At 50.3% G+C, this 24,999-nt stretch carries 23 protein-coding genes; 2 read left to right on the forward strand and 21 right to left on the reverse strand.

What is annotated here, in order from left to right; genetic code table 11:
* Positions 1-63 precede the first annotated feature (63 nt).
* From EH243_RS05050 to EH243_RS05115, 14 genes are all read right to left on the reverse strand, one after another.
* On the reverse strand, positions 64-999 hold the full coding sequence (locus EH243_RS05050; protein WP_126157552.1) for a lysylphosphatidylglycerol synthase domain-containing protein: 936 nt from the start codon (positions 997-999) through the stop codon (positions 64-66).
* Positions 999-2,003, reverse strand: a complete 1,005-nt coding sequence (gene lipA / locus EH243_RS05055; protein ID WP_126157553.1) for a lipoyl synthase — start codon at positions 2,001-2,003, stop codon at positions 999-1,001. The genes EH243_RS05050 and lipA overlap by 1 nt, the downstream gene beginning before the upstream one ends.
* On the reverse strand, positions 1,996-2,658 hold the full coding sequence (gene lipB / locus EH243_RS05060; RefSeq protein ID WP_206441521.1) for a lipoyl(octanoyl) transferase LipB: 663 nt from the start codon (positions 2,656-2,658) through the stop codon (positions 1,996-1,998). Before lipB ends, lipA begins: the two co-directional genes overlap by 8 nt.
* Complete coding sequence (locus EH243_RS05065) at positions 2,658-2,939, reverse strand: YbeD family protein (protein WP_126157554.1); 282 nt, start codon at positions 2,937-2,939, stop codon at positions 2,658-2,660. Before EH243_RS05065 ends, lipB begins: the two co-directional genes overlap by 1 nt.
* Before the next feature lie 17 nt (positions 2,940-2,956).
* The gene (locus tag EH243_RS05070) at positions 2,957-3,808 is read right to left on the reverse strand and encodes a D-amino acid aminotransferase (protein WP_126157555.1); all 852 of its coding nucleotides are present in this window, start codon (positions 3,806-3,808) and stop codon (positions 2,957-2,959) included.
* Between the two features lie 68 nt (positions 3,809-3,876).
* A complete protein-coding gene (locus tag EH243_RS05075) occupies positions 3,877-5,046 on the reverse strand; it encodes a D-alanyl-D-alanine carboxypeptidase family protein (protein ID WP_126157556.1) in 1,170 nt (389 codons plus the stop codon).
* 117 nt (positions 5,047-5,163) lie between these two features.
* Complete coding sequence (locus EH243_RS05080) at positions 5,164-6,000, reverse strand: septal ring lytic transglycosylase RlpA family protein (protein ID WP_338142341.1); 837 nt, start codon at positions 5,998-6,000, stop codon at positions 5,164-5,166.
* A complete protein-coding gene (gene mltB / locus EH243_RS05085) occupies positions 6,000-7,007 on the reverse strand; it encodes a lytic murein transglycosylase B (protein ID WP_126157557.1) in 1,008 nt (335 codons plus the stop codon). Before mltB ends, EH243_RS05080 begins: the two co-directional genes overlap by 1 nt.
* Before the next feature lie 132 nt (positions 7,008-7,139).
* Positions 7,140-8,276: a rod shape-determining protein RodA gene (gene rodA, locus EH243_RS05090; RefSeq protein ID WP_126157558.1), complete on the reverse strand. Its 1,137-nt coding sequence runs from the start codon at positions 8,274-8,276 to the stop codon at positions 7,140-7,142.
* Complete coding sequence (mrdA, locus tag EH243_RS05095; protein ID WP_126157559.1) at positions 8,269-10,203, reverse strand: penicillin-binding protein 2; 1,935 nt, start codon at positions 10,201-10,203, stop codon at positions 8,269-8,271. The genes rodA and mrdA overlap by 8 nt, the downstream gene beginning before the upstream one ends.
* A gap of 47 nt (positions 10,204-10,250) precedes the next feature.
* Complete coding sequence (rlmH, locus tag EH243_RS05100) at positions 10,251-10,718, reverse strand: 23S rRNA (pseudouridine(1915)-N(3))-methyltransferase RlmH (RefSeq protein ID WP_126157560.1); 468 nt, start codon at positions 10,716-10,718, stop codon at positions 10,251-10,253.
* Between the two features lie 46 nt (positions 10,719-10,764).
* A complete protein-coding gene (rsfS, locus tag EH243_RS05105) occupies positions 10,765-11,112 on the reverse strand; it encodes a ribosome silencing factor (protein ID WP_126157561.1) in 348 nt (115 codons plus the stop codon).
* Positions 11,113-11,118: 6 nt separating this feature from the next.
* The gene (gene nadD, locus EH243_RS05110; protein ID WP_241234994.1) at positions 11,119-11,784 is read right to left on the reverse strand and encodes a nicotinate-nucleotide adenylyltransferase; all 666 of its coding nucleotides are present in this window, start codon (positions 11,782-11,784) and stop codon (positions 11,119-11,121) included.
* Positions 11,785-11,790: 6 nt separating this feature from the next.
* Positions 11,791-13,047, reverse strand: coding sequence for a glutamate-5-semialdehyde dehydrogenase (locus EH243_RS05115; protein ID WP_126157562.1), 1,257 nt, complete (start codon positions 13,045-13,047; stop codon positions 11,791-11,793).
* A 155-nt stretch (positions 13,048-13,202) separates the two neighbouring features.
* Here EH243_RS05115 and EH243_RS05120 point away from each other — a divergent pair, with 155 nt between their 5' ends.
* Both EH243_RS05120 and EH243_RS05125 read left to right on the forward strand, forming a co-directional pair.
* On the forward strand, positions 13,203-14,648 hold the full coding sequence (locus EH243_RS05120; RefSeq protein ID WP_126157563.1) for a hypothetical protein: 1,446 nt from the start codon (positions 13,203-13,205) through the stop codon (positions 14,646-14,648).
* A 137-nt stretch (positions 14,649-14,785) separates the two neighbouring features.
* The gene (locus EH243_RS05125; protein ID WP_126157564.1) at positions 14,786-15,577 is read left to right on the forward strand and encodes a sulfite exporter TauE/SafE family protein; all 792 of its coding nucleotides are present in this window, start codon (positions 14,786-14,788) and stop codon (positions 15,575-15,577) included.
* Between the two features lie 471 nt (positions 15,578-16,048).
* Here the strand turns inward: EH243_RS05125 and rpsA are convergent, their stop codons facing one another.
* From rpsA to EH243_RS05160, 7 genes are all read right to left on the reverse strand, one after another.
* Complete coding sequence (rpsA, locus tag EH243_RS05130; RefSeq protein WP_126157565.1) at positions 16,049-17,728, reverse strand: 30S ribosomal protein S1; 1,680 nt, start codon at positions 17,726-17,728, stop codon at positions 16,049-16,051.
* Between the two features lie 334 nt (positions 17,729-18,062).
* Complete coding sequence (gene parC / locus EH243_RS05135) at positions 18,063-20,345, reverse strand: DNA topoisomerase IV subunit A (protein WP_126157566.1); 2,283 nt, start codon at positions 20,343-20,345, stop codon at positions 18,063-18,065.
* A gap of 78 nt (positions 20,346-20,423) precedes the next feature.
* Positions 20,424-22,316, reverse strand: a complete 1,893-nt coding sequence (parE, locus tag EH243_RS05140; protein ID WP_126157567.1) for a DNA topoisomerase IV subunit B — start codon at positions 22,314-22,316, stop codon at positions 20,424-20,426.
* On the reverse strand, positions 22,309-22,953 hold the full coding sequence (locus tag EH243_RS05145) for a YqiA/YcfP family alpha/beta fold hydrolase (protein ID WP_126157568.1): 645 nt from the start codon (positions 22,951-22,953) through the stop codon (positions 22,309-22,311). The genes parE and EH243_RS05145 overlap by 8 nt, the downstream gene beginning before the upstream one ends.
* Before the next feature lie 83 nt (positions 22,954-23,036).
* Positions 23,037-23,798, reverse strand: coding sequence for a phosphodiesterase (locus EH243_RS05150; protein ID WP_126157569.1), 762 nt, complete (start codon positions 23,796-23,798; stop codon positions 23,037-23,039).
* 18 nt (positions 23,799-23,816) lie between these two features.
* Positions 23,817-24,257 (reverse strand): DUF1249 domain-containing protein, encoded by a 441-nt coding sequence (locus EH243_RS05155; RefSeq protein ID WP_126157570.1) that lies wholly within the window; start codon positions 24,255-24,257, stop codon positions 23,817-23,819.
* A gap of 97 nt (positions 24,258-24,354) precedes the next feature.
* Complete coding sequence (locus EH243_RS05160) at positions 24,355-24,975, reverse strand: NUDIX domain-containing protein (protein WP_126157571.1); 621 nt, start codon at positions 24,973-24,975, stop codon at positions 24,355-24,357.
* Positions 24,976-24,999 lie beyond the last annotated feature (24 nt).

The raw sequence follows: 24,999 nt of genomic DNA on the forward strand, positions 1-24,999 counted from the left end.
GTAGGACTCTATCACAAAGTCCTTTTGATATGAAGATGAAGCCCGTATCACGGGCGTTACAGCTCATTCTATTTTTGTACTCAACGACACTTCACGGTAAAAAACTTTCGCCACTAGCCATCCAAGCCCAAAGGCAAAAAATGACATCAACAACAGAAACAGATGTAGTTGCACCGCCACTTTTAACAACGCGGAGGTATCGATAGCATAAAACTGTCCAGCTAAAACAAAGGCAGCCTCAAAGGTTCCCGAGCCGGCCACACCATGGATTGGCAGGATAGACGAAAGATCAGCCACCGCCACACTGGTAACGGCCTGCGCCAGCGTCAGCGCTGATAATTGTAAGACCACCCCAAGAAACGCCAGTAGTTTAGTCATCCAAATGGCATAGGTCGTGATCACAATCGCACCGAAGTGACCGCCACGGGTGGGTAGATCATGGAATGCCTGCGCCAATTTGGCTAACTTAGCGCTACTTGAACGCCGCAACAACCATACGGCCAATCGCTTGCCCTGATTAAACAGCAACAGACCTATCACCGTCACCAGCGCCAAACCCAATGCAGCCCAAGGGCTGAACTGCCATAGTGCAAGAATACCCGCCACCGATAGCAACGCCACCAGATCCAGTAAACGGTATAGCAGTAAATGAGAAGATGAGTTAACCACCCCAATACCGAAGTAGCGCTTAATCAGTACGGGAAAAGCCACTTCACCCGTCCGCATCGGTAGCAGGTTATTCAGCAAATTATGATTGGTACTGAGATAAAACATCTGTGGATAACGACTGCTGGGCAGTTCAAAGCTAATCTTTATGCGCAGCGCCCGCAATGCATTGCTACTGAGCGAAAGGATCACCAACATCATTAATGTGCTGCCGCTGAACCCCTGCCATGAGGTCAGTAGACTGTACCAACCGATTTGATACTCTACGACTGCCACGGTGATGAGTAGAATCACCACCGACAGCAGTAGTTTAAGCAGTTGAGCGCGGCGCATCAGCTGATTGTTTCACCTTTGGCTTGCAGGTCAGCATGATAAGAGGAACGCACCAATGGCCCACTGGCCACTTGAGAGAAGCCGAGTTCTTTAGCAACCTGAGCATACTCATCAAATTCAGCCGGCGTCACATAGCGATCGATCGGTAGATGATCACGGCTAGGTTGCAGATATTGACCAATCGTCAGCATATCCACACCATGGGCACGCAGATCTTTGAGTACATCGAAGATCTCTTCCTTGGTCTCGCCCACACCCACCATCAAACCCGACTTAGTCCGCACATCAGGGCAGCGCTGCTTGTACTTTTGCAGTAGATCCAATGACCACTGATAATCGGCACCGGGACGCACTTTACGATATAAGCGCGGCACTGTTTCCATATTATGATTAAACACATCGGGAGGCGTTTGCTGCAAAATATCCAAGGCGATATCCATCCGGCCTCGGAAATCTGGCACCAGGGTTTCAACTTGAATAGAAGGGACAGCCTTACGCGTTTCAGTAATACAACGGGCAAAGTGATCCGCACCACCATCACGCAGATCATCACGGTCTACCGAGGTAATCACCACATAGCGCAATCCCATATCAGCGATCGCTTCAGCTAACTCTAGTGGTTCATTTTCAGGTAGGGCTTTAGGACGGCCATGGGCAACATCACAGAACGGACAACGACGGGTACAGATATCGCCCATAATCATAAAGGTCGCGGTACCGTGGCTAAAGCATTCCCCTAAGTTGGGGCAGCTAGCTTCTTCACAGACCGAGGCCAATTTATGTTTACGCAGTTTATTCTTAATGCCCTGAACTTTCGGCGTTGTCCCCAAAGAGACCCGCAGCCATTCAGGTTTACGCAGAATCTGATCTCGCTCGGTAGGAATCACTTTAACAGGGATGCGGGCTACTTTTTCCGCCCCGCGCAGCTTTACACCCGCTTCAGCACGTTTTGGCTTATCGTCCGCAGCCCCTACACTTTGCACATTTACGCTATTTTCAGACATCTATACCTTCCAACGAATTAGCATTGGTGCGCTCGTTATACTCGAGTCTTGTCACCAGAATTTCTATAAGTGAATCCTTAACGGACTCCCTGTCGACATTGTCGACTAGGTTGATTAGCCGGGTCACTGCCATACCGGCATAACCACAGGGGTTTATCCGGTTAAAAGGTTCGAGATCCATATCTAAGTTAAAAGCCAGCCCGTGAAACGAGCAGCCTTTTCTCACTCGCAATCCCAGCGAGCAAATTTTTGCTTCATCGACATAAACCCCTGGGGCATCGGCCTTCGCATAAGCGGCAACACCATAGCCTTGCAGGAGCTCCACGATACTCGCTTCCATACGAGCCACTAGCTCTTTAACACCAAACTTCTTACGGCGAATATTCAACAGTAGGTAAACCACCAATTGACCGGGACCATGGTACGTCACCTGCCCACCACGATCGACCTGCACCACGGGGATATCACCGGGATTCAGTAGATGCTCCGTTTTACCTGCGTGCCCCTGGGTGAATACTGGCTGATGTTCTAGCAACCAAATCTCATCCACTGTATCAGGCGTTCGCTCTGCGGTGAACCGTTGCATGCTCTGCCAAGTAGGCAGATATTCAACCAGCCCTAAATCACGAACAACAATCTGCTCAGACAACGGCATCATATCACCATTGTCACACGGCCAGTCTCCAGCAGATCCTCATGCAAGGCTTTTAATTGCTCATGACCTGTCGCCGTAATTTTCATCCGGACCGATGTAAAGGTACCTTTGCTGCTACCCTGTAACTCGACCTTGGTGATATCTAAGTCAGGCACATGAATGCGCACAACTTCGATCACGACATCTTGAAAATCGGGTCCATCACGCCCGATCACCTTAATAGGGTAATCTGGACAAGGAAACTCAATTTTAGGCGCGGCTTGCTTTGTTTCTTCTGCCATAACTTTCTCTCAATCACTCAGCCATTCATCAGATCATTTTGATAACAGGTAAACAGCTCAAACATTCTTGCCCATAAAGGGCCTTTTTTTCCGTCAGCCACCGGCTGACCATCGATTTCGATGACCGGTACCACCGCTCGGGTTGAGCTACTCACCCACACCTCATCCGCCGCCAGCAGACGCCCATAATCGATATCGGCCTCCTGCATGCTAATACCATCCTTCGCGGCCAATTCAAGTATCAACTCTCGGGTCGTGCCACCCAAAATTTCTGAACCTCGCTTGGGTGTGTAGATAACACCGTTTTCCACCAGCATCAGATTACAGGAAGCACCTTCCGTCAGCAGGCCATCACGCATCATCAGTGCATCTTGCGCCCCTGCCTGCTTGGCCTGCTGCATCACCAAAATATTAGGCAGTAGGCCCGTGCTCTTAATATCGCAACGCCCCCAACGCAGATCCTCGGTGACGATGGCTCGAACACCCGACACAGCGTCGGGCCCAGAGCCATAAATATCCTTAATCGGATTACAACAGGCAAAGACTGTAGGCGTCATCTCGGCATCATAAACATGACTTCGACGCCCCGTATTACCTCGGCTGATCTGCAGATAAACCGACAGATTACCGCCGCCATTCAATTCAACCAGATGCGTCAGAATAGTGTTCCAGTCATCATCAGCCGTTATCTGTATCGCCCGCAGACTATATTGCAGCCGCTGTAGATGTTCATCCAGCCGGAAGCCCACCCCCTGATAAAACGGAATCACCTCGTAGACACTATCACCAAACAAAAAACCCCGGTCAAACACTGACACCTGAGCTTGATCTGCTGGGATATAATCGCCGTTCAGAAATACTGTATTCATCTTCGTTTAACGACAGATGCCCGGACTCATTAACTAAGTCCGGGCATCCATGCCTCAAAACCTATCGATTAATTGATCAGGTTATAAAAGAATAACGCGATGGCATCCCATATACGTTGCAATAAACCTGCCTCGGCAATGCTTTCCAACGCCACTACCGGCGCTTCAGCCACGACTTTATCGTCCAGCATCACTTTTAGAGTACCGAAACTTTGGCCTTTTTCGATCGGCGCCTTAATCACTTTATCCAGATCTAACACCGCCTGCAGCTGCTCACCTTCACCCCGAGGGATAGTGATCGCCATTGCATCGGTCAAACCAACCTTAAGCTGGCTCTGCTGACCCGCCCACACTTTGGTAGTTTCCAATACCTGACCGGCATCATAAAGCTTATGGGTGCGGAAATAACGGAATGAATAGGCGAGCAACTTCTGGCTTTCCTGCGCACGAGCCTCTTCGCTACTGGTGCCCATCACCACCGTAATCAGACGCATACCATCGCGCTTAGCCGACGCGACCAAACAGTAACCCGCCGCATCGGTATGGCCCGTTTTCAGACCATCAACGGAATCATCCCGCCATAACAACTTATTGCGGTTAGGTTGGCGAATTTTGTTATAGGTAAAGTACTTTTCAGAATAAACCCCATACTGTTCAGGGTAGTTTTGAATAATCGCCCGCGCGAGTAGGGCTAAATCAAACGCAGATGAGTAGTGATCATCAGCCGGCAGCCCTGTAGCATTCATGAAATGGGTATTTTCCATCCCTAATAGAGCTGCATGCTGATTCATCATATCGGCAAACGCCGCTTCACTACCGGCGATATATTCAGCCACGGCGACGCTGGCATCATTACCCGACTGAATAATGATCCCTTTTAGTAGGTCACTCAATAACACCTGAGTGCCTTCTTGAATAAACATACGTGACCCAGGTGCTCGCCAAGCCTTCACAGAGATAGGCACTAAGTCATCTTTGCTAACGTTACCTTTTGTCAGCTCACCCTCAAGGATATAGCTGGTCATCATCTTCGTCAGACTTGCGGGCGGAAAGCGCTCAGTTTCACGGCTCGCCATAATGACCTTACCGGTATCCGCATCCATAACAATATAAGCCCGCGCCGCCACCTGCGGAGGTGCCGGCGTAATTTTTGCTGCCTGCACCGGCAGAGCAAAGACACACAAAGTTAACAGAACAAAACGCATTAGCGCAGAGCGACAAACAAATTTTCTAATCATAGTGTTATAGATACTTTTTTCGGTTGCAGAAGGTCTCGATACTGCTCAGACCTGAAAACAGACTAAAGGTTCGCGAAGAATTCAGCAGTTACCGATAGTCGATCCATTTAAACGCGCCTAGTCTACCAAATGTGGCTGCAGATAGCCTGCCGCTTCGATACGTGAAACTAATTCTGCTAAATTGGCATTCAACAGAACAGGGCCAACTTGGACGCGATAGAGCGTCCGATCTGACCGCTGCAAGGGCACAATTCTAACCTGATATCCTGGCAACATGGTCTGCAGCTGCTGTTGAGCATCCAGTGCGGTGGTCTCCAAACTGAAAGCACCCACTTGCAGATAACGAGCACCTTCTGATGGTGTCGCCGTGGTTGGCGCAGGAGCAGCACTCACAACCGCCGCAGTCGAAGTACTCCAACGGCTAGGGTCGATCGCTTCAACTTCAACGTTCGCTGTGCCCTGACCCAGCATATCAAGCTTAGAGGCAGCGGCGTAAGAGAGATCAATAATCCGTCCACCATGGAATGGCCCCCGATCATTAACCCTAACAATCACCTGACGACCGTTCTTAAGGTTGGTCACCTGTACATAGCTTGGCAGAGGTAGCGACTTATGCGCCGCACTCATCGCATACATGTTATAGGTCTCGCCGTTCGAGGTCTTATGACCATGAAACTTCTTGCCATACCAAGAAGCGACACCGCGTTCTTTATAGCCGTTACCCGAGGCCATCACATGATAGGTTTTACCCAATACGGTATAAGGACTTTTATTACCTCCTCGACTCTTCGCTTCAACCCGAGGCACCGCATTGGGCACATTAGACACATCAACATTACTCGAAGGGCCGTAGTCCTGATCCACAGAATAGCGTCCCCCAGTGGAGGAACAGCCCGCCAATAGCGCAACCATTGTTAGCACTAAAAGGTTGTGGATAACTCGACTCATATTCATTAACCCGCCGTTGCTTTATGTTTTTCAGCCACCGCTTGCCCCAGCTCATAAACAGCCATGGCATATAGACGGCTATGATTGTAACGGGTAATAACATAAAAGTTATGCAGCCCAAACCAGTAATGGAACTCACCATCCATTTCCAACCGCATCAGGGTCGCCTTTTCATCAAGACTCAGATCTTTACGGGTGCGAATACCCCGCTCAGCCCATTCAGCCAATGTCAGTTCGGGCTTCAACCCGTTATTAATCCACTCTTCATCGGCTAGCTGTTGCATCACCACATTGGAGCGTACCGCTTCGCCTTTTTTCCAGCCATGGGCGCTAAAGTAATTAGCGACACTTCCGATCGCATCAACTGGGTTATTCCAGATATCTTTCTTACCATCGCCATCAAAATCGACTGCAAAACTTCTGAAGCTACTAGGGATAAATTGCCCATAGCCCATCGCACCCGCGTAGGAGCCTTTCAGGACGAAAGGATCGGCTTTTTCTTCACGCAAGAGATAAAAATACTCTTTCAACTGGCCCTGAAAAAACTTACCACGGGGCGGATAATCAAATCCTAGGGTCGACAACGCATCGATCACCCGATAGCTGCCCATATTCCGGCCATAACGGGTTTCTACACCGATGATCGCAACAATAATATGCGCTGGCACACCGTATTCTTTTTCTGCCTTCGCCAAGGCATCGCCATATTTATTCCAGAACTCAACGCCCTGTTTAATACGCGCATCCCGCAAAAAGATATTGCGGTACTCACCCCAGTTGAGGCGTTTTTCCGCCGGGCGTGAGATCGCTTTAAGAATGCTTTCCTGACGCTCAGCAGAACGCAGAATCGTTTTAATCTCTGAGGCATCAAACCCCTCTTTGGCCATATCTGAGATAAACTGCTGTGCAGCAGGGTGATCGCCATAACCATGAGCCGCCACCTGAGTGCCCCATACCAACCCGGTACAGAGCGCAACTCCGGCTAGCAAACCTGAAAATTTAGTTTTGAACATATCACCCCACCTTAATTAACCATCACTGATGGCATTGCTAAACTATTATATCGCTATCAACAGCACTCTCAGAGTATCCCGACTTTATCACAGAGTCACAACAACAAAACCGCTGAGTCATTATCTTTTGTCTTAATGCGTAATCATCTGCCGATGTGCCTGCACCGACATCAACAACCCAAAACCGGCCATCAATGTCACTATCGAGGTACCACCATAGCTAACCAACGGTAGTGGTACTCCCACCACCGGCAAGATACCCGTTACCATACCGATATTCACAAACACGTAAACAAAAAAAGTGAGCGTCACACTTCCCGCCACCAGCCGACCAAAACTGTCTTGAGCTTTGACGGCAATCACCAGCCCTCGGCTGATAATCAATAGATAGATCAGCAGCAACGCTAAGATACCGATCATACCCATCTCTTCCCCTAGCACCGCAATAATAAAATCGGTATGGCTTTCGGGGAGAAAATCCAGCTGTGACTGGGTACCCAGCATCCAGCCTTTACCCTCAAGACCACCCGATCCGATCGCGGCTTTCGACTGAATAATATTCCAACCGGCCCCGAGAGGATCGCTTTCTGGATCGAGGAAGGTCAGCACCCGCTGCTTCTGATAATCTTTCATCACCATCCACAACCCAGGTAATCCCGCGGCAGCAACGGCTAACGCACCGAAGATATAACGCCAATAAATACCCGACAGCAGTAACACAAAGATCCCCGAAGCTGCGATAAGCAATGAGGTACCCAGATCCGGCTGTTTCATGATTAACACCACCGGCACAAAAATCAGCACCAGCGAAATCACAATATGACGAAAACTCGGCGGCAGTGGCCGGTTCGCTAAATAACAGGCCACCATCAACGGCAGCACTAACTTAACCACCTCCGCCGGTTGAAAACGGAACCCCGGCAACGCTATCCATCGCTGCGCACCTTTCGCGCCAACGCCCACCAGCAAGACAGCCAATAACAATCCGAGACTAATCACATACATCGCGGGGGCCCAGCGGGCAAACAACTGCGGCCTCATCTGAGCAAAAACAGTCATCACAAACAGCCCCGCGCCCATGCGAACCGCCTGCCGGATGACATAGCCCATATCGCCACCCGATGCACTGTATAGCACCACTAAACCGAAACCACACAGAATCAAGATCAACAGCAGCAATATGCCATCTAGCCGAGTATATGACCAAAAGCCTCGGCGTCTCGCGAGGTGAGGATGCGCATCTGGCATTGTTCGTTGAAAATCAGCCATCGGTTGCTTCCCCTGTCGATAAGCTCTCGTCCGCATCCAGTTTTTTGAGTGCCATAAAGGCATCAATCACATCTCGTGCTATCGGTGCTGCGGTACTCGAACCACCGCCACCATTTTCAACAATGACCGAGACGGCAATCTCCGGCTTATCCGCCGGTGCAAACGCGAGAAATAACGCATGGTCCCGGTGCCGCTCGGCTAAACTTTCCGCATCGTAGACTGCGTCCTGCTTGATCCCGACCACCTGAGCGGTACCCGTTTTACCGGCTATTTGAAAATCCAGTCCACGACCAACCTTACGTGCGGTACCACGAGGCCCATGCACGACCGCCACCATGGCATCGATAATGCGCTGCCAGTACTCTTCATTCTTCAATTGAACATTGGGCAGTACCGCACTGGTGCCTTCAAGACCACTAATCTCAACCACGCTGCCATCAATCACTTTAGGGTCCCGTTGTTGATTGTGGGTCATCACCCCTTTCAGCATTCGTGGTTGCTTCCACTCTCCGCGATTCGCCATCACCGCCGCAGCCGTCGCCAACTGCAGTGGTGTTGTCAACATCCAGCCCTGACCAATGCTCAGGTTAAGGGTATCCCCGGAAAACCATGAGCCTCTACCGGTGCTGCGCTTCCATGCTTTGGATGGCAAAATGCCTGGCAATGCCTCCGGTAGATCTAGACTGGTCACCTGACCAAAACCAAACCGCCCGAGATAATCCGAGATAATGTCCACCCCGGTGCGGTTGGCAACATCATAAAACCACACATCACAGGATTGATAGATCGCCATATCAAGCCCCACCGTACCGTGCCCGCCACGTTTCCAATCTCGATAGCGACGACCGCCATGGGTTAAGGTATAAAAACCGGGGTCATATACCGTATGGGAGGGGCTCACAGCACCACTATCGATCACGCCTAACGCCACCATCGGTTTGATCGTAGAACCGGGAGGATACTGCCCCCGTAGCGCTCGGTTAAACAGTGGCAGATCGGGAGATTCCCGCAATGCTTTGTAAGCTTTCGTACTGATACCCGTCACAAACAGGTTCGGGTCATAACCGGGGTTACTCACCAGCGCCAAAATACCGCCGGTTTTCGGATCGATAGCCACAATGGAGGCTCGCCGCCCTTCTACTAGTTTTTCAGCAGCCTGCTGTAAACGAATATCGAGATGTAGGACAATGTCTTCCCCCGGCACCGGGTCCGTCTGCTCAAGCACCCGCATGACCCGCCCTCGGGCGTTGGTCTCAACCTTGTGATAGCCCACTTGACCATGTAAGAGAGGCTCGTAAAAACGTTCGATCCCCAACTTACCGATATAGTGGGTACCGCTATAGTTTTTCGCATCGGTGCGCTGCAGTTCTTTCTCGTTAATACGCCCAACGTAACCCAGCGCATGTACAAGACTCGCACCAAAGGGGTAATAACGAATCAAGTCCGCTTCAACCTGAACCCCCGGCAATCGCTGATAATTCACCGCAATCCGGGCGATCTCATCATCGGTCAGCCGAAAACGCAAAGGCACGGTTTCATAGGGCCGTCGACGTTGTTTCAAGCGTTTACGGAAGGATGTCAGTTCTCTATCGGTGATAGGAATGAGGCGTTGCAGTTCCGTCAACGTGGCCTCTAAATCACCCACCTTCTCTTTTAACAGCGTCACACTGTAGCTCGGGCGGTTATCGGCCAGTAAGGTACCATTACGATCGTATATCAGCCCCCGCGTCGGGGCGACCGGTTGTAACTGAATACGGTTATCATCGGACAGCGCCGCTAACTGATCATGCTGCACAACCTGCAAAAAATAGAGGCGGCCAATCAGAATACCCAGCAACAACAGCACAACCATAAAGGCGATAACTGAACGCGCTAAAAAGACCCGCCCCTCTTTGGTATGATCTTTTAGGCTATCAAAGGCTGACATTTAGGTAGTTCTTCACAGATTGATTTTCACGGATAGGTCGTAGCTGATTATTTATGATAAGGATGGCCCTGCAGAATGCTCCAAGCCCGATAGAGCTGTTCCGCAAGAAGAATGCGAACCAGCGGATGCGGCAACGTCAGCCCCGAAAGGGACCATTTCTGATTTGCCAAAGCGATACATTCAGGGGCTAGCCCGTCTGGGCCACCCACCAGCAAACTGACATTCCGACCAGACATCTGCCACTGTTCAGCCTGCTCGGCCAACTGTTCAGTACTCCAGTTTCGACCGCCAACCTCAAGTGCAATCACCTGATCACCTTTCGGTATCGCCGCCAACATCAACTCACCCTCTTGACGCTTGGCGCGGGCCAGATCGGCCCCTTTACCACGATGTCCTAGAGGGATCTCTATGATATCCAGCGAAAACTCATTCGGCAGGCGCTTCTGATACTCGCTAACCCCTTCGATGACCCAGCTAGGCATCTTGGTGCCTACGGCAATAAGGCGTATTTTCATACTAAGACAGCTGTCCTTCTTTCTGGTGCTTATAACTCAACGTTGACTAAACGGTTTCCGATTCAGTCACGCCATCAAAACCCCACAGTTTTTCTAAGTCATAGAAGCTACGCGCATCCGGCATCATGACGTGAACGACGAGATCGCCCAGATCAACTAACACCCATTCACCGGTATCCACACCTTCAATACCCAACGGCATAACACCCTGACGCTTCATCTCTTCCTGTACATGTTGTCCTATAGACATCACATGTCGCTTAGAGGTTCCGCTGGCAATCACCATCCGGTCAGTCACTGTTGATTTATTGGTGACATCAATCTCGACAATATCCCGTGCTTTCATATCATCAAGGGCTTCACGTACAGCGATGATCATCTGATCCATTTCCATTAGTAGTTATTTACCTTCAGTTGGTTGCTCATAATCATAGAGCTTGTTGTGTTTTATATAATCCCACACCGCATCCGGTATGAGGTAACGAGGCGAGAATCCTGCACGGATCAACGCTCTAATCTGTGTTGCTGAAATACCCAGCGGCGTCAGCTCACGAAAAATCACATGACCCGACGGAAACTGCAGCATCGTGTCAATATCATCCACTTCATGCTGCTGACTCAACTGCTGCATCTGATCGCAGGGCTCATAAATCCACCCCGGACGTTTGACCACCACAATATGACAAAGATTCAGAAGTTCTTGCCAGCGATCCCATTGTGGCAGAGAAAGGTAAGCATCCATACCCAGTATCATACAGATAGGCACGTTTTCGCCCAGTTCACGGCGAAAAGACTCTAGGGTTAATACCGTATAGGAAGCCTCGGCGGAGGTAACCTCTCGATCATCCGCCACCAAAGCGCGCTCATCGGCAACCGCTAAACGCACCATATCTAAACGTTGCTGACCACTACGTTCGGGCTGTTTACGATGTACTGGCGCTTTAGAGGGCATCAGGGCTACTTGCTCGACCCCTAACCACTGTTGGATTTCTAGCGCGGTGCGCAGGTGACCATTATGGATAGGATCGAAGGTCCCACCCATAAAGACCTTAACCGGTTGATTCATCACGTATTATTGACGGACATGACCATCACCAAGCACCACATATTTTTGCGAGGTTAAACCCTCCAGGCCAACCGGTCCTCGGGCATGTATTTTATCCGTTGAAATACCCACCTCAGCACCCAAGCCATACTCAAAGCCATCAGCAAAACGGGTTGAGGCATTAACCATCACCGAACTTGAATCCACTTCCCGTAAAAAGCGACGTGAAAGGGTGTAGTTTTCCGTGATGATCGAATCCGTATGATGGGAACCATAGCGATTAATGTGTTCAATCGCTTCATCCATATCATCCACCAGCTTGATCGACAGCACAGGCCCTAAATATTCGGTTTCCCAATCGATCTCGGTGGCTTCTTTAATCTCGGGCAACAGCAGGCGAGTTTTTTCACAACCGCGTAGCTCAACCCCTAGCGATTGATACTGCCCAGCTAATTCCGGCAGAATATCTTCCGCACGATCGCTATGCACTAACAGCGTTTCCATAGTGTTGCAGGTACCGTAGCGGTGGGTTTTGGCATTAATCGCCACATTAATCGCCTTAGATTTATCGGCATCCACATCGATATAGACATGACAGATGCCATCTAAGTGTTTAATTACCATCACCTTCGCATCACGGCTCACCCGTTCGATCAGGCTTTTGCCGCCACGGGGCACAATCACATCGACATATTCAGGCATGGTGATCAGTTCGCCCACCGCTTCTCGGTCGGTTGTTTTCACCACCTGAACGGTGTTTTCCGGCAGTCCTGCTGCTTTCAACCCAGCTTGGATACATTCAGCCACCGCGGTATTACTGTGAATCGCCTCAGAACCACCGCGCAAAATAGTCGCATTACCTGATTTAAGACAGAGGCTCGCCGCCTCAACCGTCACATTGGGACGGGATTCATAGATAATGCCGACGACGCCAAGCGGTACGCGCATCTTACCTACTTGGATGCCACTCGGCTGATAGTTCATATCGGTTATCGCACCGATCGGATCGGGTAAAGCGGCGACCTGACGCAAACCTTCAATCATGGTATCGATCTGAGACTGCTTTAGCTCTAGACGATCCAGCATCGCATCATCAAGGCCATTCTCACGACCCTGCGCTAGGTCTTTAGCATTCGCCGCCACCAACTGCTCACGGGATGTATCAATCGCATCCGCCATTGCCAGTAAAGCACGGTTTTTTATGCCGGTATCAGCTTTCGCGATCGCACGTGAAGCAACACGCGCCTGCTGACCCAGTTCTGCCATATACTCTTTAACGTTCATAACCTTCCCTCTCCGTCGAGACCGCGCATTATAACCTGCCCGACAGCAGGGGTCATCGACAGAGAAAGCAAAACAGTAAAAAACCCGTTTTTGCGGGGTAACTTAGCTGCTATTATCTGCAGGCTCTACTGTCCCGGGATATTTACCGTCGGAATATGGATAAACCGCAACGATTTTCAGTCACTTTCCATCAGCGCACCTGGCTGATGCTGACCATTGCCTCTATTTTATTGGTAGGCCTGCTGCTGTCTGGCCTTTACTTGTCGGTGGTCGCAGGCAAAATCGCCCAACAACAAACCCGACAACAGGGCGCTTTGCTAGGCCAACAGACCGTCACACTCATCAAACCGGCACTCATGGCCGGCGATTCGGTCAGTCTCAACGTCATCCTCAACCAACTGGTACAGCAGCCTAGCGTTGACGCCATTATCCTCACCGACCCCAAAGACCGATTATTAGGCCGGGCCGGCGATGTTAAGCATGATAATTTAATCCATCAAGAGATCCTGATTCGGCAACAGAAAGAAACTCTCGCTATCTTAGAGCTGCGCCTCAATCCAGCCTCAAATAAAGCCAATCTCAACGCAGTCCTAGTACAAGCAGCAATCCTCGCTCTGATCACCGCCATTTCAGCCCTACTCGGCTGCTGGTACTTTCTCGCCCGCTATAACCAACCCGGGGCAGAACTCAGCGAAACCACAGCGCCGCCGTTAAGTATTAACGAGCCATTGATCGATACATCAGCGCCGAATGAGGAGAACGACACTCACGCCGACGACAATGAACAACTGGTCGATTTATTAAGGCCCGCCGATGACGCCCCTCATATGCCGGATTTTGCCCCTTTCTCTGATCACAAAGAGACTCCGCAGGTCGAGCCAGGCGTAGAACCAACCCTAGAACTGACGTTGATCGAAGAGGTCGACCTAGAACCAAAGGCCAAGCCACTCAACCCACTCTTCGCAAACAGCAAGCACGAAGTTCAACTCGACCTCTATGCCTTTGAGCAGGAGTTAGAATTGATCGTCTCCGCCGAGGCAGCAGGCTATTTACTCTACCTCGACCTATCATCCGGCCACGCAGATAACTTACTCAACGAAGAGTTACAGGAACTACAGGCATACTATTATCAGATGCTCGATATGGTCGTGACTATTTATCAGGGCGAAGCAACCCGACTCGATAACGGCGACCTACAACTAGCCTTCCTCAAGCCCAATAAAGACGACGCCCACGGCATCAACGCCATCTGCGCCAGCCAGTTATTTAATCGCCTTTACAAGCTATTTAACCAACAACGGATTCTTAGTTTCCAACCAGTGCTTAACCTACATATGGCGCTCGTGCGAGGCCACTATCAAAAACTGGCACGTATGCAGGAAGAAGCACGTTATTTAACCCACAGTACCGATAGCAACGAACTCATTACCCATACAACCCTGAGCGAAGCGCCCGACTTAAAAGTCAGCTTGTTAGCTGGGGCCGATATTGTCCGTGCCGAAGAAGACAAGGTACTGATTAGATCAGTCAATGAAAACTACCAGAAACTACTGGATAAACAGGCGCGCCACCTGTTAAGTAAACTATTCCCAGCCAGCTAATCAGCGCAGAGAATCCCTGTATTGCCCAAGCAGTACAGTTTGATCCAGATTTAGTTTTACCTTGTATCTGTACCGCTTCACCCTAGCTCCCTATACTCACCCCTTTATCACTGTCAGATTTAACCTAAGGCAACATCATGCTCAATGACCTGATCATTCTTTTTATCGCAGGCTTTCTTGGCGGCATTTTAAACTCCATTGCTGGCGGCGGCAGTTTCATCACCTTTCCCGCCCTGCTGTTTGTGGGCGTTCCGCCTATCAGCGCTAACGCCACCAACACCTTTGCCTCATGCTCAGGCTATATGAGCGGTAGCTGGGCGTTTAGAAAAGACCTTGCCGAGATCAAAGATCAGCTACCCCGCTTTATCCTACTCAGTCTACTGGGTGGTATCAGCGGCGCTTGGCTACTGCTACAAACCCCAGAAGCATCTTTTGAAATGGCGGTTCCTTGGCTTCTGTTGTTTGCCACACTACTGTTTATCTTTGGCGGACAACTCAATCGCAGCCTAAGACAACTGAGCACTCGACATCGCCACGCCTCCTCTGCCGGCGCGGTACTGCTCATCATGCTGCTGTTCGGCGTTTGCCTCTATGGCGGTTTTTTTAATGCGGGCCTAGGCATTATCTCACTAAGCTATCTTGCTCTAGCCGGGCACACCGATATCAACCGGATGAATGGATTGAAGCTACTGATCTCAACCTTCGTCTCACTAATTGCCATCGTCTTGTTTGCCTATGATGGCGTCATCGCTTGGTATGAAGGCTCTATCGTTTTAGTGGGCACCGTGCTCGGTGGCTATATGGCCGCTCATCTATCACGCAGACTGCCCCAGCAACTGGTGCGCAACTTCGTTATCATCGCCAGCATCGGTATCACGCTTTACTTTTTTTATGATGCCTACCTAATCAAACCAAGCTTAGCGAGCTAACATAACGCTATAATTTGTGCTGCGCTGCGCCGCTGTCATCGGCGTCAGCGATTATTCGCGTTTATCCCAATATTGTTTGACGATCACCCACTTTAGCCACACTGACCACTCCGCTGCATTACTCTCCGTAGACCATCCTGATCACTACCCTTTATTACCTATGCCCATGCAGCTTTTACATCTACTGCTGCCCAGCAGATTCAACATCACGGCGGCCCAAACACCTTTACAGCTTCACACCAAGCACAACAGGAAGCCTACGCCAGTGGCGCATAGTGTTTAATAAACAGAAAAGGGGATAAAACGACACAACACTAATCAAATAAAGCGATCACTGCTGAGCAAAAAAACAGGGAGGTTTAAGGTCTTACGAATAATCAGGCGAACCGACAAGAGCAGCGGTTGCGAAGAGGATTAAAAAAGTAAAAAAAAGGAGCTCATCAGCGCTCCTTTTTTATCAGCTTAGAAGTCTTACTTCTTAGCAGCCATCTGTGCCTTGATCAGGTCACCGATAGTGGTAGGTCCAGCAGTCTCAACTGGCGCATCAGCAACAGCTTTGATCGCTGCTTTCTCATCTGCCTGGTCTTTCGCTTTAATAGACAGAGTGATAGAGCGGTTACGACGATCCAAGTTAACGATCTTCGCTTCAACTTCTTCGCCTACTTTCAGGACAGTAGAAGCATCTTCGATACGATCGATACTGATGTCAGACACTTTCAGGTAACCTTCGATGCCTTCAGCCAGCTCGATGTTAGCGCCTTTAGCGTCTACAGACTTAACAATACCTTTAACGATAGTGTTTTTGTCGTTGGCAGCAGCGTACTCAGAGAAAGGATCGCTTTCCAGTTGCTTGATACCCAGAGAAATACGTTCTTTCTCAGCATCAATAGACAGGATAACGGCTTCAACTTCTTCGCCTTTCTTGTATTCGCGCAGTGCAGTTTCACTATCCGCATCCCAAGAGATGTCAGACATGTGAACCAGACCGTCAAGATCATTTTCCAGACCAACGAAGATACCGAAGTCAGTAATTGTCTTGATAGTACCAGTTACTTTATCACCAGCAGCGAACTGCTCAGCAAAAGTAGACCATGGGTTAGCGATACACTGTTTCATACCTAGAGAGATACGACGACGCTTCTCATCAACATCCAGAACCATTACTTCAACTTCGTCATTCACTTGAACAACTTTAGAAGGGTGGATATTTTTGTTTGTCCAAGACATTTCAGAAACGTGGATCAGACCTTCAACGCCATCTTCGATAGACGCGAAGCAACCGTAGTCAGTCAGGTTAGTCACACGTGCAGGAACTTTAGTTCCAGCAGGGAAACGAGCCAAGATAGAAGACCAAGGATCTTCATTCAGCTGTTTCAGCCCCAGAGACAGACGGTTAGTTTCTTTATCAAACTTGATGATCTGAACAGTAATCTCATCACCCGGAGTCAGCATATCGCTAGGGTGAGAAATACGCTTCCAAGCCATGTCAGTAATGTGCAGCAGGCCGTCAACACCACCCAGATCTACGAATGCACCGTAGTTGGTCAGGTTTTTAACGTAACCTTTAACTTGCTGACCTTCTTCCAGAGTAGCCAGCAGCTCATCACGTTGAGCGCTGTTAGCTTCTTGAAGAACAGCACGACGAGATACAACGATGTTGTCGCGCTTCTGATCTAGCTTGATCAGTTTAAATTCCAGCTCTTGACCCATCAGGTGGTCAACGTTTTTAACTGGACGAACATCTACCAATGAACCTGGCAGGAATCCGTTGATTTTGTTAACAGTAACGGTGAAGCCACCCTTAACAGTACCACTGATGTAACCTTTAACAGTTTCTTCAGCTTCGAATGCAGTTTCCAGAACGCCCCAAGACTCAGCGCGTTTAGCTTTTTCACGAGACAGACGTGTTTCACCGGAACCATCTTCAACGCTTTCCAGTGTTACCTTAACCATGTCACCCACTTGAACTTCAAGTTCTTGGGCATCATTAAGGAACTGGCTGCGGGCAATAACAGCCTCAGATTTCAGGCCAGCATTTACGGTAACCCAGTCACTATCGATGTCGATAACTTCACCCATAACGAGGGTGCCTGGCACCATAGCAACGAGTTCAAGGGATTCTTCAAATAAGTCAGCAAAGCTTTCGGTCATGCTTTTTCCTATACAGCAAATCCGTAGGTAAACAGGATTCGCAGGGGGTCAACCTGTATTGTCAGTTGATACAGGGCAGTTTAATTATCTTGTGAGGTTGCACAGACTGACTAAAAAAACAACCAAACAAGAGAGGTAGGGGCAGTATTATACAGATAACTTCTGCAATAAGAAAGCAGGTAGGTGATTGCAATAGCGTTGCCGCTATCATCATCGCACACACAAACAGTACAGACCTGTATTTCGATAAACAAAAAAAAGAGCCATCGGTCATGGCTCTTTCTATTTAGACGTTATCTTCTGTTTTGAGTTTAGTTACGACTCAACTCAGCGGCTAGTCCGGTTCATCGGATGAATCCGTAGACGGCTTCACGATCACATCCAGAGAATCCACCCGTTGATAGCCCCGTGGCAGTTTATTACCTCGACGGCCACGCTCACCACGGTAATGCTCCAAATCAGACGGTTTCATCTTCAGATGCTGACGACCAGAGTTCACCTGCAGAGTATCCTGCTCAGACAGCGTCACCATCGCAATCAGTAACTCCTCCCTCGCAGCGGCTCTGGCAGATGGAATATTGATAATCTTATTCCCTTTACCACGCCCTAATTCAGGCAGGTCTTTTACTGGGAATACCAGCATACGACCTTCGTTTGTCACCGCCACCAGCAGATCACTCTCTTTGCTAGACAGGGCCATCGGCGGCATCCCCTTCGCGCCTTTCGGCAGTGTCAGGGCCGCTTTACCGGTACGGGTTTTACTGGTCATATCGGCAATTTTGGTGACAAAGCCATAACCAGCATCCGATGCCAGCAGCACTGCATCATCATCTTTACCGGCAATCGCACCATCTATCGTCGCTCCTTTCGGAAGCGTGAGCTTACCTGTCACCGGCTCACCCTGTCCTCGTGCTGATGGCAAGGTATGCGCCTCTAAGGAATAGGCACGTCCGGTACTGTCAAGCAGAATAACCGGTTGATTCATCCGTCCGAAACACGCCAACTTAAAGCCATCACCGGATTTATAGCTCAACCCCTCAGGATCGATATCATGACCTTTGGCAGAACGAATCCAACCCTGCTTGGAGATCACCGCAGTAATGGGGTCCGCCGTCAGCAGCGCTTTCTCATCCATGATTTTCGCTTCTTCACGGGCAACGATAGGTGAGCGACGATCATCACCATACTCTTTCGCATCGGCCTTCAGCTCATCACGGATCAGTTTACGCATCAGCTTTTCAGAACCCAAAATCTCTTCTAGGTAGTTGCGCTCTTCGGTGAGCTCATCAATCTCACCGCGAATTTTAATCTCTTCCAGCTTAGCCAACTGACGCAATCTGATCTCTAGAATAGCCTCGGCCTGCGTCGCGGTAATACCAAAGCGTTCGATCATCACCAGCTTAGGCTTCTCTTCGGTGCGGATAATCTCAATCACTTCATCGATATTGAGATAGGCCACCATTAAGCCTTCTAAAATATGTAACCGGGCCAGCACCTTGTCCAAGCGAAACTGCAAGCGGCGGCGTACGGTTTCTGTGCGGTACACCAACCATTCGGACAGGATCTCCTTGAGGTTTTTCACCTTAGGGCGACCATCGATACCGATCATGTTCATATTGACCCGGTAAGTACGCTCTAGGTCAGTACTGGCGAACAGGTGAGCCATCAACTGCTCAACATCGATTCGGTTTGAACGGGGTACAATTACCAAACGGGTCGGGTTTTCATGATCCGATTCATCTCGCAAATCAGATACCATCGGCAGTTTTTTCTGCTGCATCTGCTGGGCGATCTGCTCCAACACTTTCGCCCCAGACACCTGATAGGGCAGCGCAGTAATCACAATATCGCCCTGCTCTCGGCTGTAGACCGCACGCGCTCTGAGACTACCTTTGCCGGTCTCATACATCTTCTGCAGTTCTTTGCGGGGAGTGATTAGCTCAGCGTCGGTGGGCATATCCGGGCCGGGAATAATCTCACATAACTCATCGATGCTCATGCTCGGCTTCGACAGCAGCTTAATACAGGCTTGCGTAACTTCGCGAAGGTTATGGGGCGGAATGTCGGTCGCCATGCCCACCGCGATACCAGTAGTGCCGTTCAGCAGGATATTTGGCAGCCGAGCCGGCAGTGTCAGTGGCTCATCGATGGTGCCATCAAAGTTTGGCCCCCACTCAACGGTCCCCTGCGCTACCTCTTTAAGCAACACCTCGGCGTATTTCGCCAATTTAGACTCGGTATAACGCATCGCCGCGAAGGATTTCGGATCATCTGGCGAACCCCAGTTACCCTGACCATCGATCAGCGGGTAGCGATAGGAGAATGGCTGCGCCATCAACACCATCGCTTCATAGCAGGCGCTGTCACCGTGTGGGTGGAATTTACCCAACACATCACCCACGGTACGGGCCGACTTCTTATATTTTGCCGTCGACTTTAAGCCCAGTTCAGACATCGCATAGACAATGCGTCGCTGTACCGGCTTCAGACCATCGCCGATATTAGGCAATGCTCGGTCGAGGATGACGTACATGGAATAATCCAGATACGCCTTCTCGGTATATTCTTTCAGTGACAGGCGTTCAATGCCTTGATCGATATGTACTGTTCCGCTCATTTTTTATCCCGGCGCTCATCTAACTCAATAATTGCTTCAGCGTATTCATCAATATAACCGCGAGGTCATCAAGCAGCGTCACACGTCTGCCAGATTACCTTTACTTTCGAGCCACACTTTTCGGTCGGGAGAACGCTTCTTCGCTAGCAGCATATCCATCACCTCATTGGTGCCATCGCCCGGTTCGATGGTCAGCTGGACCAAACGACGGGTATCACGGGACATGGTAGTTTCACGCAGCTGTAGCGGGTTCATCTCACCCAAACCCTTGAATCGCTGCACACCGATCTTGGCATTTTTCCGCTCACCTTTAATCCGCTCAACAATGCTGTCTTTTTCATTATCATCGAGGGCATAGAAGACATCTTTGGCCACATCGATGCGATACAGCGGCGGCATCGCCACATAGACGTGTCCAGCGGCCACCAGCGGTTTAAAGTGACGCACAAAGAGGGCACACAGTAGCGTGGCAATATGCAGTCCATCGGAATCCGCATCGGCAAGGATACAGATTTTGCCGTAGCGTAAACCATCAAAGTTATCCGTGCCTGGCTCTACGCCGATAGCGATGGAGATATGGTTGACCTCCTGAGAAGCCAGCACATCATTGTGATCGACCTCCCAGGTATTGAGAATCTTCCCCCGTAGCGGCATCACCGCTTGGTATTCACGATCCCGCGCTTGCTTGGCAGAACCACCCGCCGAGTCCCCTTCCACTAAGAAGAGTTCACCCTGCATCGCATCGTTACCGGTACAGTCTGCCAGTTTACCGGGCAGCGCAGGCCCTGAGGTCACCTTCTTACGAATCACTTTTTTATTAGAGCGTAACCGCTTCTGCGCATTGCTGATGACCAATTCGGCGATCTTTTCACCGTCTTCAACATGACGGTTAAGCCACAAACTAAAGGCGTCCTTCACGGCGCCAGAAACAAAGGACGCAATTTCCCGTGAGGACAGCCGCTCTTTCGTTTGCCCTGAAAACTGCGGATCCTGCATTTTCACCGAGAGGATATAGCAGCAGCGCTCCCAAATATCTTCTGCCGAGATTTTCACGCCTCGGGGCAGCAAAGTCCGGAACTCACAGAACTCCCGCATCGCTTCCAGCAGGCCGGTACGCAAACCGTTCACATGGGTGCCACCCTGAGCGGTAGGGATCAGGTTAACGTAGCTTTCGCCGGTCAACTCGCCACCCTCTGGCAACCACTGTATTGCCACATCTAAGCCATCTCGTTCGCCCTGAAACGAGACGGTAAAGGGCTCTTCCGGCAGAGTTTCAAATACCTGAGTGGTACCTTTAAGGTAATCCACCAAGCCATCTTCGTAATACCACTCATCTTTCTCTTTAGTGGCGCCGGTGGCATCGGTGAAGGTCACCCGTAAACCCGAACACAGCACCGCTTTCGCCCGCAGCATATGCCGCAGTTTCGTTAGGTGGTATTTCGGGGTATCAAAATATTGCGGATCGGCCAGAAAGCGCACTTCGGTGCCGGTATTGCGCTGCCCGCAGCTATCGACAACCTCTAAGTCGGATACTTTTTCGCCATCGGCATAGGTCATCCGATAAACATTACCGCCTCTGCGGATGGTCACTTCCAGCAGTTTCGATAGCGCGTTCACCACCGACACACCCACCCCGTGTAGACCACCGGAGTAGTTGTAGTTTTCATTGGAGAACTTACCCCCGGCATGCAACCGGGTCAGAATCAGCTCGACACCACTCACCCCCTCTTCGGGGTGAATATCGACCGGCATTCCTCGGCCATTATCTCGGACACTCACCGCGCCATCTTTATGCAGTGTGACATCAAGCTGGGTCGCATGGCCCGCTAGCGCCTCATCCACACTGTTATCGATCACTTCCTGGGCTAGATGGTTGGGTCGGTCGGTCTCGGTATACATACCCGGACGGCGACGAACCGGGTCCAGCCCGCTCAGTACCTCAATTGCATCAGAGTTATAGGTATTACTCATCGGAAGTTTCAGTCCTTATTTCCCCTGCGGTCAGGTCAGTGACCGCGGGCAACTCAACCCGACCTTCGGCAAAAGCCAAAATCGCCGGAATAACAGATTCAAATTGATCAAAACCGTGGCATCCACCCTGCTGCACCAGCATCGGTGAATCCTTAAATTTTTCTACCGCTTGTCGATAATCCAGTGTTTCATCGCCAGCCTGGGTTAATAACAGATAACGGGCAGGGTCTTTCAGGCGAGGACAATCGATAGCCAACAGCTGATCGAGATGCTCAGCCGTCAACTCATATTGTTCATCGCTATAATAGTTATCCTGCTCACCCAGCATCTCAGCCAACAGCTCATAAGGGCGCACCGCCGGATTAATCAGCACCGCTCGCACACCATATTTTTCCGTCAACCAGGTACTGTAATAACCACCCAACGAGCTACCCACCAGCACAATGGCGCGCTCAGGATGGGCCTCTATCAGCTGTTCAAGCAACGCGATGGCGTTAGCCGGCCAATGGGGCAGCGCGGGCACAATCAACTGTTCAGCGCGTCCGGCAGCACTCATCCAGTCGACAAAAAAACGAGCTTTATAAGAATCCGGCGAACTATTAAAACCGTGAATATAGATAAACAGTGGTTGGGGCATTGATAACCTTTATTCTCTGATCTCTATCTGTATATATATACATGCTTTCGGTAAATTACCGGAGAGCGCGAAGCGATGCAACCTTAACACGCCACTCTTTTGACTCGGGTTGCGATACGCCCATCGGGATAGAGTTGCAAAAGTCGATAAGCGGGACGGGCGAGGGTCGGCTCATCTTCAAGGGTCATCAGATCACATCCGGCTTTAAACTGCACCGAACTGGATGGCGTCATCAGCACGCGAACCCCTTGATATAGTTGATCCCTCGTTTGATGCACATGCCCGTTAACAACCCCTTTAACTTGACGGTGGCCCGCCAACAGCGCCCAAAAAGCATCAGAGTTGGCTAGCATAATGGAATCTTGCCAAGCACTCTCCACCGGCACGGGGTTATGATGCAGCACTACGAGGCAGTGATAATCCTGATACCGCTGTAATTGCTGCTCCAGAAAATCTAACTCTGTCTGCGCCAACTGGCCGCTACCCTGTCCATCCGGTTGCGAGGTGCTATCTAACAGCAGGATCACCCAATCCTGTTCAACGATGGTGCGCAGGTTCATCCTGCCACCGAGCTGTAACATCAGCTCAACATCATCGTGATTTCCGGGGATCCAATAACTGGGCAGCGGTAACGCCGCCAGCCGATTTTGCAAACGACTGTAACCGTTTAAAGCGCCATGATGGACCAGGTCACCGGTCCACAGAATCAATTCGGCGTCGCCTTGCTCGAGCAGGTCATCCACGACCGCAACCAAGCTCTGCTCTACATCTCGACCTCTATAACGATGATCGGGATCATTTTGCAGGTGGCAATCGGTAATCTGCGCAACGATTAGCGGTTTCATATAAAACTCATGTAAAGCTCATGTAAAACTATAGGCGGGCTCGGCGGCCTGACCATGAGTGAGGCAGTGGCTGAGCCACTCACCTAGATACTGATTAAGCTGAGCCTTCTCATCTTTCTGGTGCATCTGCGCATTGGGATAGTTGTAAACACCCCGAAAATGACGCTTACTTTTCAGGCAGATCACCTCCGCCGCCCGCGCATCATGGTACATCCGAACAATCAGGCTAGGCGCCTCAAGCCAACGGTGATCAGAACTCTGCGAGACCAATACGGTGGTGGTATAGGTAAAACGCTCCTCAATCTGCAGGCGCACGGTACTCTGCTGCTGATGACAGCTAACCTCAAACACACGCTCATCACGCTGTTCAATATCCGGCATCAACCGCATCAGTCGCAGATAATTGGCCTCACAATCAGCCATCTGCTTTACCAGATCGGGTACATAACGTTTTTTCATTTTCTCTACGGCTCTTAAATCTACAACGTTTAAAATTTAAGTTTTAATAAACAAACCATGACGGTTAAACCCAAGGGTTGTGTTCACTAACCATGGATTAACAACCCCAACGCTGCAACAGTGTTGCTCGATTCAACTGCAACCATTGGACTGCGATGATGGTGGCAGCATTGTCTATAACCCCGTTGGCCACCAGCTCACACACTTCAGCGAAGGGTAGCACATGCACGAGAATATCCTCACCCTCCTGCGCCAAACCATGCACCCCACCGACCACTGTGCTATCCACTCGCGCACAGAGAAGATCCACATACTCATCACTGCCACCGGCACTCGGCAGATAACGGGTAATCGGCACGATACTGTGAATCTGCGCCCCCGCTTCCTCTTCCGCTTCACGCAGAGCAACATCATTCGGTGTTTCGCCGCTTTCAACAATCCCAGCCACCAACTCTAACAGCCAAGGACTATCGGCTTTACCCAGCGCCCCCACTCGAAACTGCTCGACTAAGACTAGCGCATCATTATCGGGATCAAACAGCAGTACACAGACGGCGTCGCCGCGCTGAAACTGCTCCCGCACTATCTCAATCTCGCCCCCTTCAAAGAGCGCGTGACGAATCGTGAGGCGGCGTATTTTAAAAAAACCATCACAGGTACGTTCCTGCGCAATAATCGCCGCATCCGCCGCGGCAAAGGTGGGTTGCCAGTTAGCCATCTTTTATGTCCGGTTGAAGATCCT

Source organism: Amphritea opalescens, from assembly GCF_003957515.1.
Lineage (GTDB): Bacteria > Pseudomonadota > Gammaproteobacteria > Pseudomonadales > Balneatricaceae > Amphritea > Amphritea opalescens.

What these genes read in the sequence shown, in the direction of transcription:
- mltB (WP_126157557.1), bottom strand. Translation starts at nt 7,007, where the DNA reads ATGTTCAAAACTAAATTTTCAGGTTTGCTAGCCGGAGTTGCGCTCTGT.
- EH243_RS05145 (WP_126157568.1), bottom strand. Translation starts at nt 22,953, where the DNA reads ATGCCCCAACCACTGTTTATCTATATTCACGGTTTTAATAGTTCGCCG.
- EH243_RS05115 (WP_126157562.1), bottom strand. Translation starts at nt 13,047, where the DNA reads ATGAACGTTAAAGAGTATATGGCAGAACTGGGTCAGCAGGCGCGTGTT.
- parE (WP_126157567.1), bottom strand. Translation starts at nt 22,316, where the DNA reads ATGAGTAATACCTATAACTCTGATGCAATTGAGGTACTGAGCGGGCTG.
- EH243_RS05065 (WP_126157554.1), bottom strand. Translation starts at nt 2,939, where the DNA reads ATGGCAGAAGAAACAAAGCAAGCCGCGCCTAAAATTGAGTTTCCTTGT.
- rpsA (WP_126157565.1), bottom strand. Translation starts at nt 17,728, where the DNA reads ATGACCGAAAGCTTTGCTGACTTATTTGAAGAATCCCTTGAACTCGTT.
- EH243_RS05150 (WP_126157569.1), bottom strand. Translation starts at nt 23,798, where the DNA reads ATGAAACCGCTAATCGTTGCGCAGATTACCGATTGCCACCTGCAAAAT.
- EH243_RS05155 (WP_126157570.1), bottom strand. Translation starts at nt 24,257, where the DNA reads ATGAAAAAACGTTATGTACCCGATCTGGTAAAGCAGATGGCTGATTGT.
- EH243_RS05050 (WP_126157552.1), bottom strand. Translation starts at nt 999, where the DNA reads ATGCGCCGCGCTCAACTGCTTAAACTACTGCTGTCGGTGGTGATTCTA.
- lipB (WP_206441521.1), bottom strand. Translation starts at nt 2,658, where the DNA reads ATGCCGTTGTCTGAGCAGATTGTTGTTCGTGATTTAGGGCTGGTTGAA.
- EH243_RS05075 (WP_126157556.1), bottom strand. Translation starts at nt 5,046, where the DNA reads ATGATTAGAAAATTTGTTTGTCGCTCTGCGCTAATGCGTTTTGTTCTG.
- EH243_RS05120 (WP_126157563.1), top strand. Translation starts at nt 13,203, where the DNA reads ATGGATAAACCGCAACGATTTTCAGTCACTTTCCATCAGCGCACCTGG.
- parC (WP_126157566.1), bottom strand. Translation starts at nt 20,345, where the DNA reads ATGAGCGGAACAGTACATATCGATCAAGGCATTGAACGCCTGTCACTG.
- rsfS (WP_126157561.1), bottom strand. Translation starts at nt 11,112, where the DNA reads ATGGAAATGGATCAGATGATCATCGCTGTACGTGAAGCCCTTGATGAT.
- rodA (WP_126157558.1), bottom strand. Translation starts at nt 8,276, where the DNA reads ATGGCTGATTTTCAACGAACAATGCCAGATGCGCATCCTCACCTCGCG.
- EH243_RS05160 (WP_126157571.1), bottom strand. Translation starts at nt 24,975, where the DNA reads ATGGCTAACTGGCAACCCACCTTTGCCGCGGCGGATGCGGCGATTATT.
- nadD (WP_241234994.1), bottom strand. Translation starts at nt 11,784, where the DNA reads ATGAATCAACCGGTTAAGGTCTTTATGGGTGGGACCTTCGATCCTATC.
- EH243_RS05080 (WP_338142341.1), bottom strand. Translation starts at nt 6,000, where the DNA reads ATGAATATGAGTCGAGTTATCCACAACCTTTTAGTGCTAACAATGGTT.
- lipA (WP_126157553.1), bottom strand. Translation starts at nt 2,003, where the DNA reads ATGTCTGAAAATAGCGTAAATGTGCAAAGTGTAGGGGCTGCGGACGAT.
- EH243_RS05070 (WP_126157555.1), bottom strand. Translation starts at nt 3,808, where the DNA reads ATGAATACAGTATTTCTGAACGGCGATTATATCCCAGCAGATCAAGCT.
- rlmH (WP_126157560.1), bottom strand. Translation starts at nt 10,718, where the DNA reads ATGAAAATACGCCTTATTGCCGTAGGCACCAAGATGCCTAGCTGGGTC.
- mrdA (WP_126157559.1), bottom strand. Translation starts at nt 10,203, where the DNA reads ATGTCAGCCTTTGATAGCCTAAAAGATCATACCAAAGAGGGGCGGGTC.
- EH243_RS05125 (WP_126157564.1), top strand. Translation starts at nt 14,786, where the DNA reads ATGCTCAATGACCTGATCATTCTTTTTATCGCAGGCTTTCTTGGCGGC.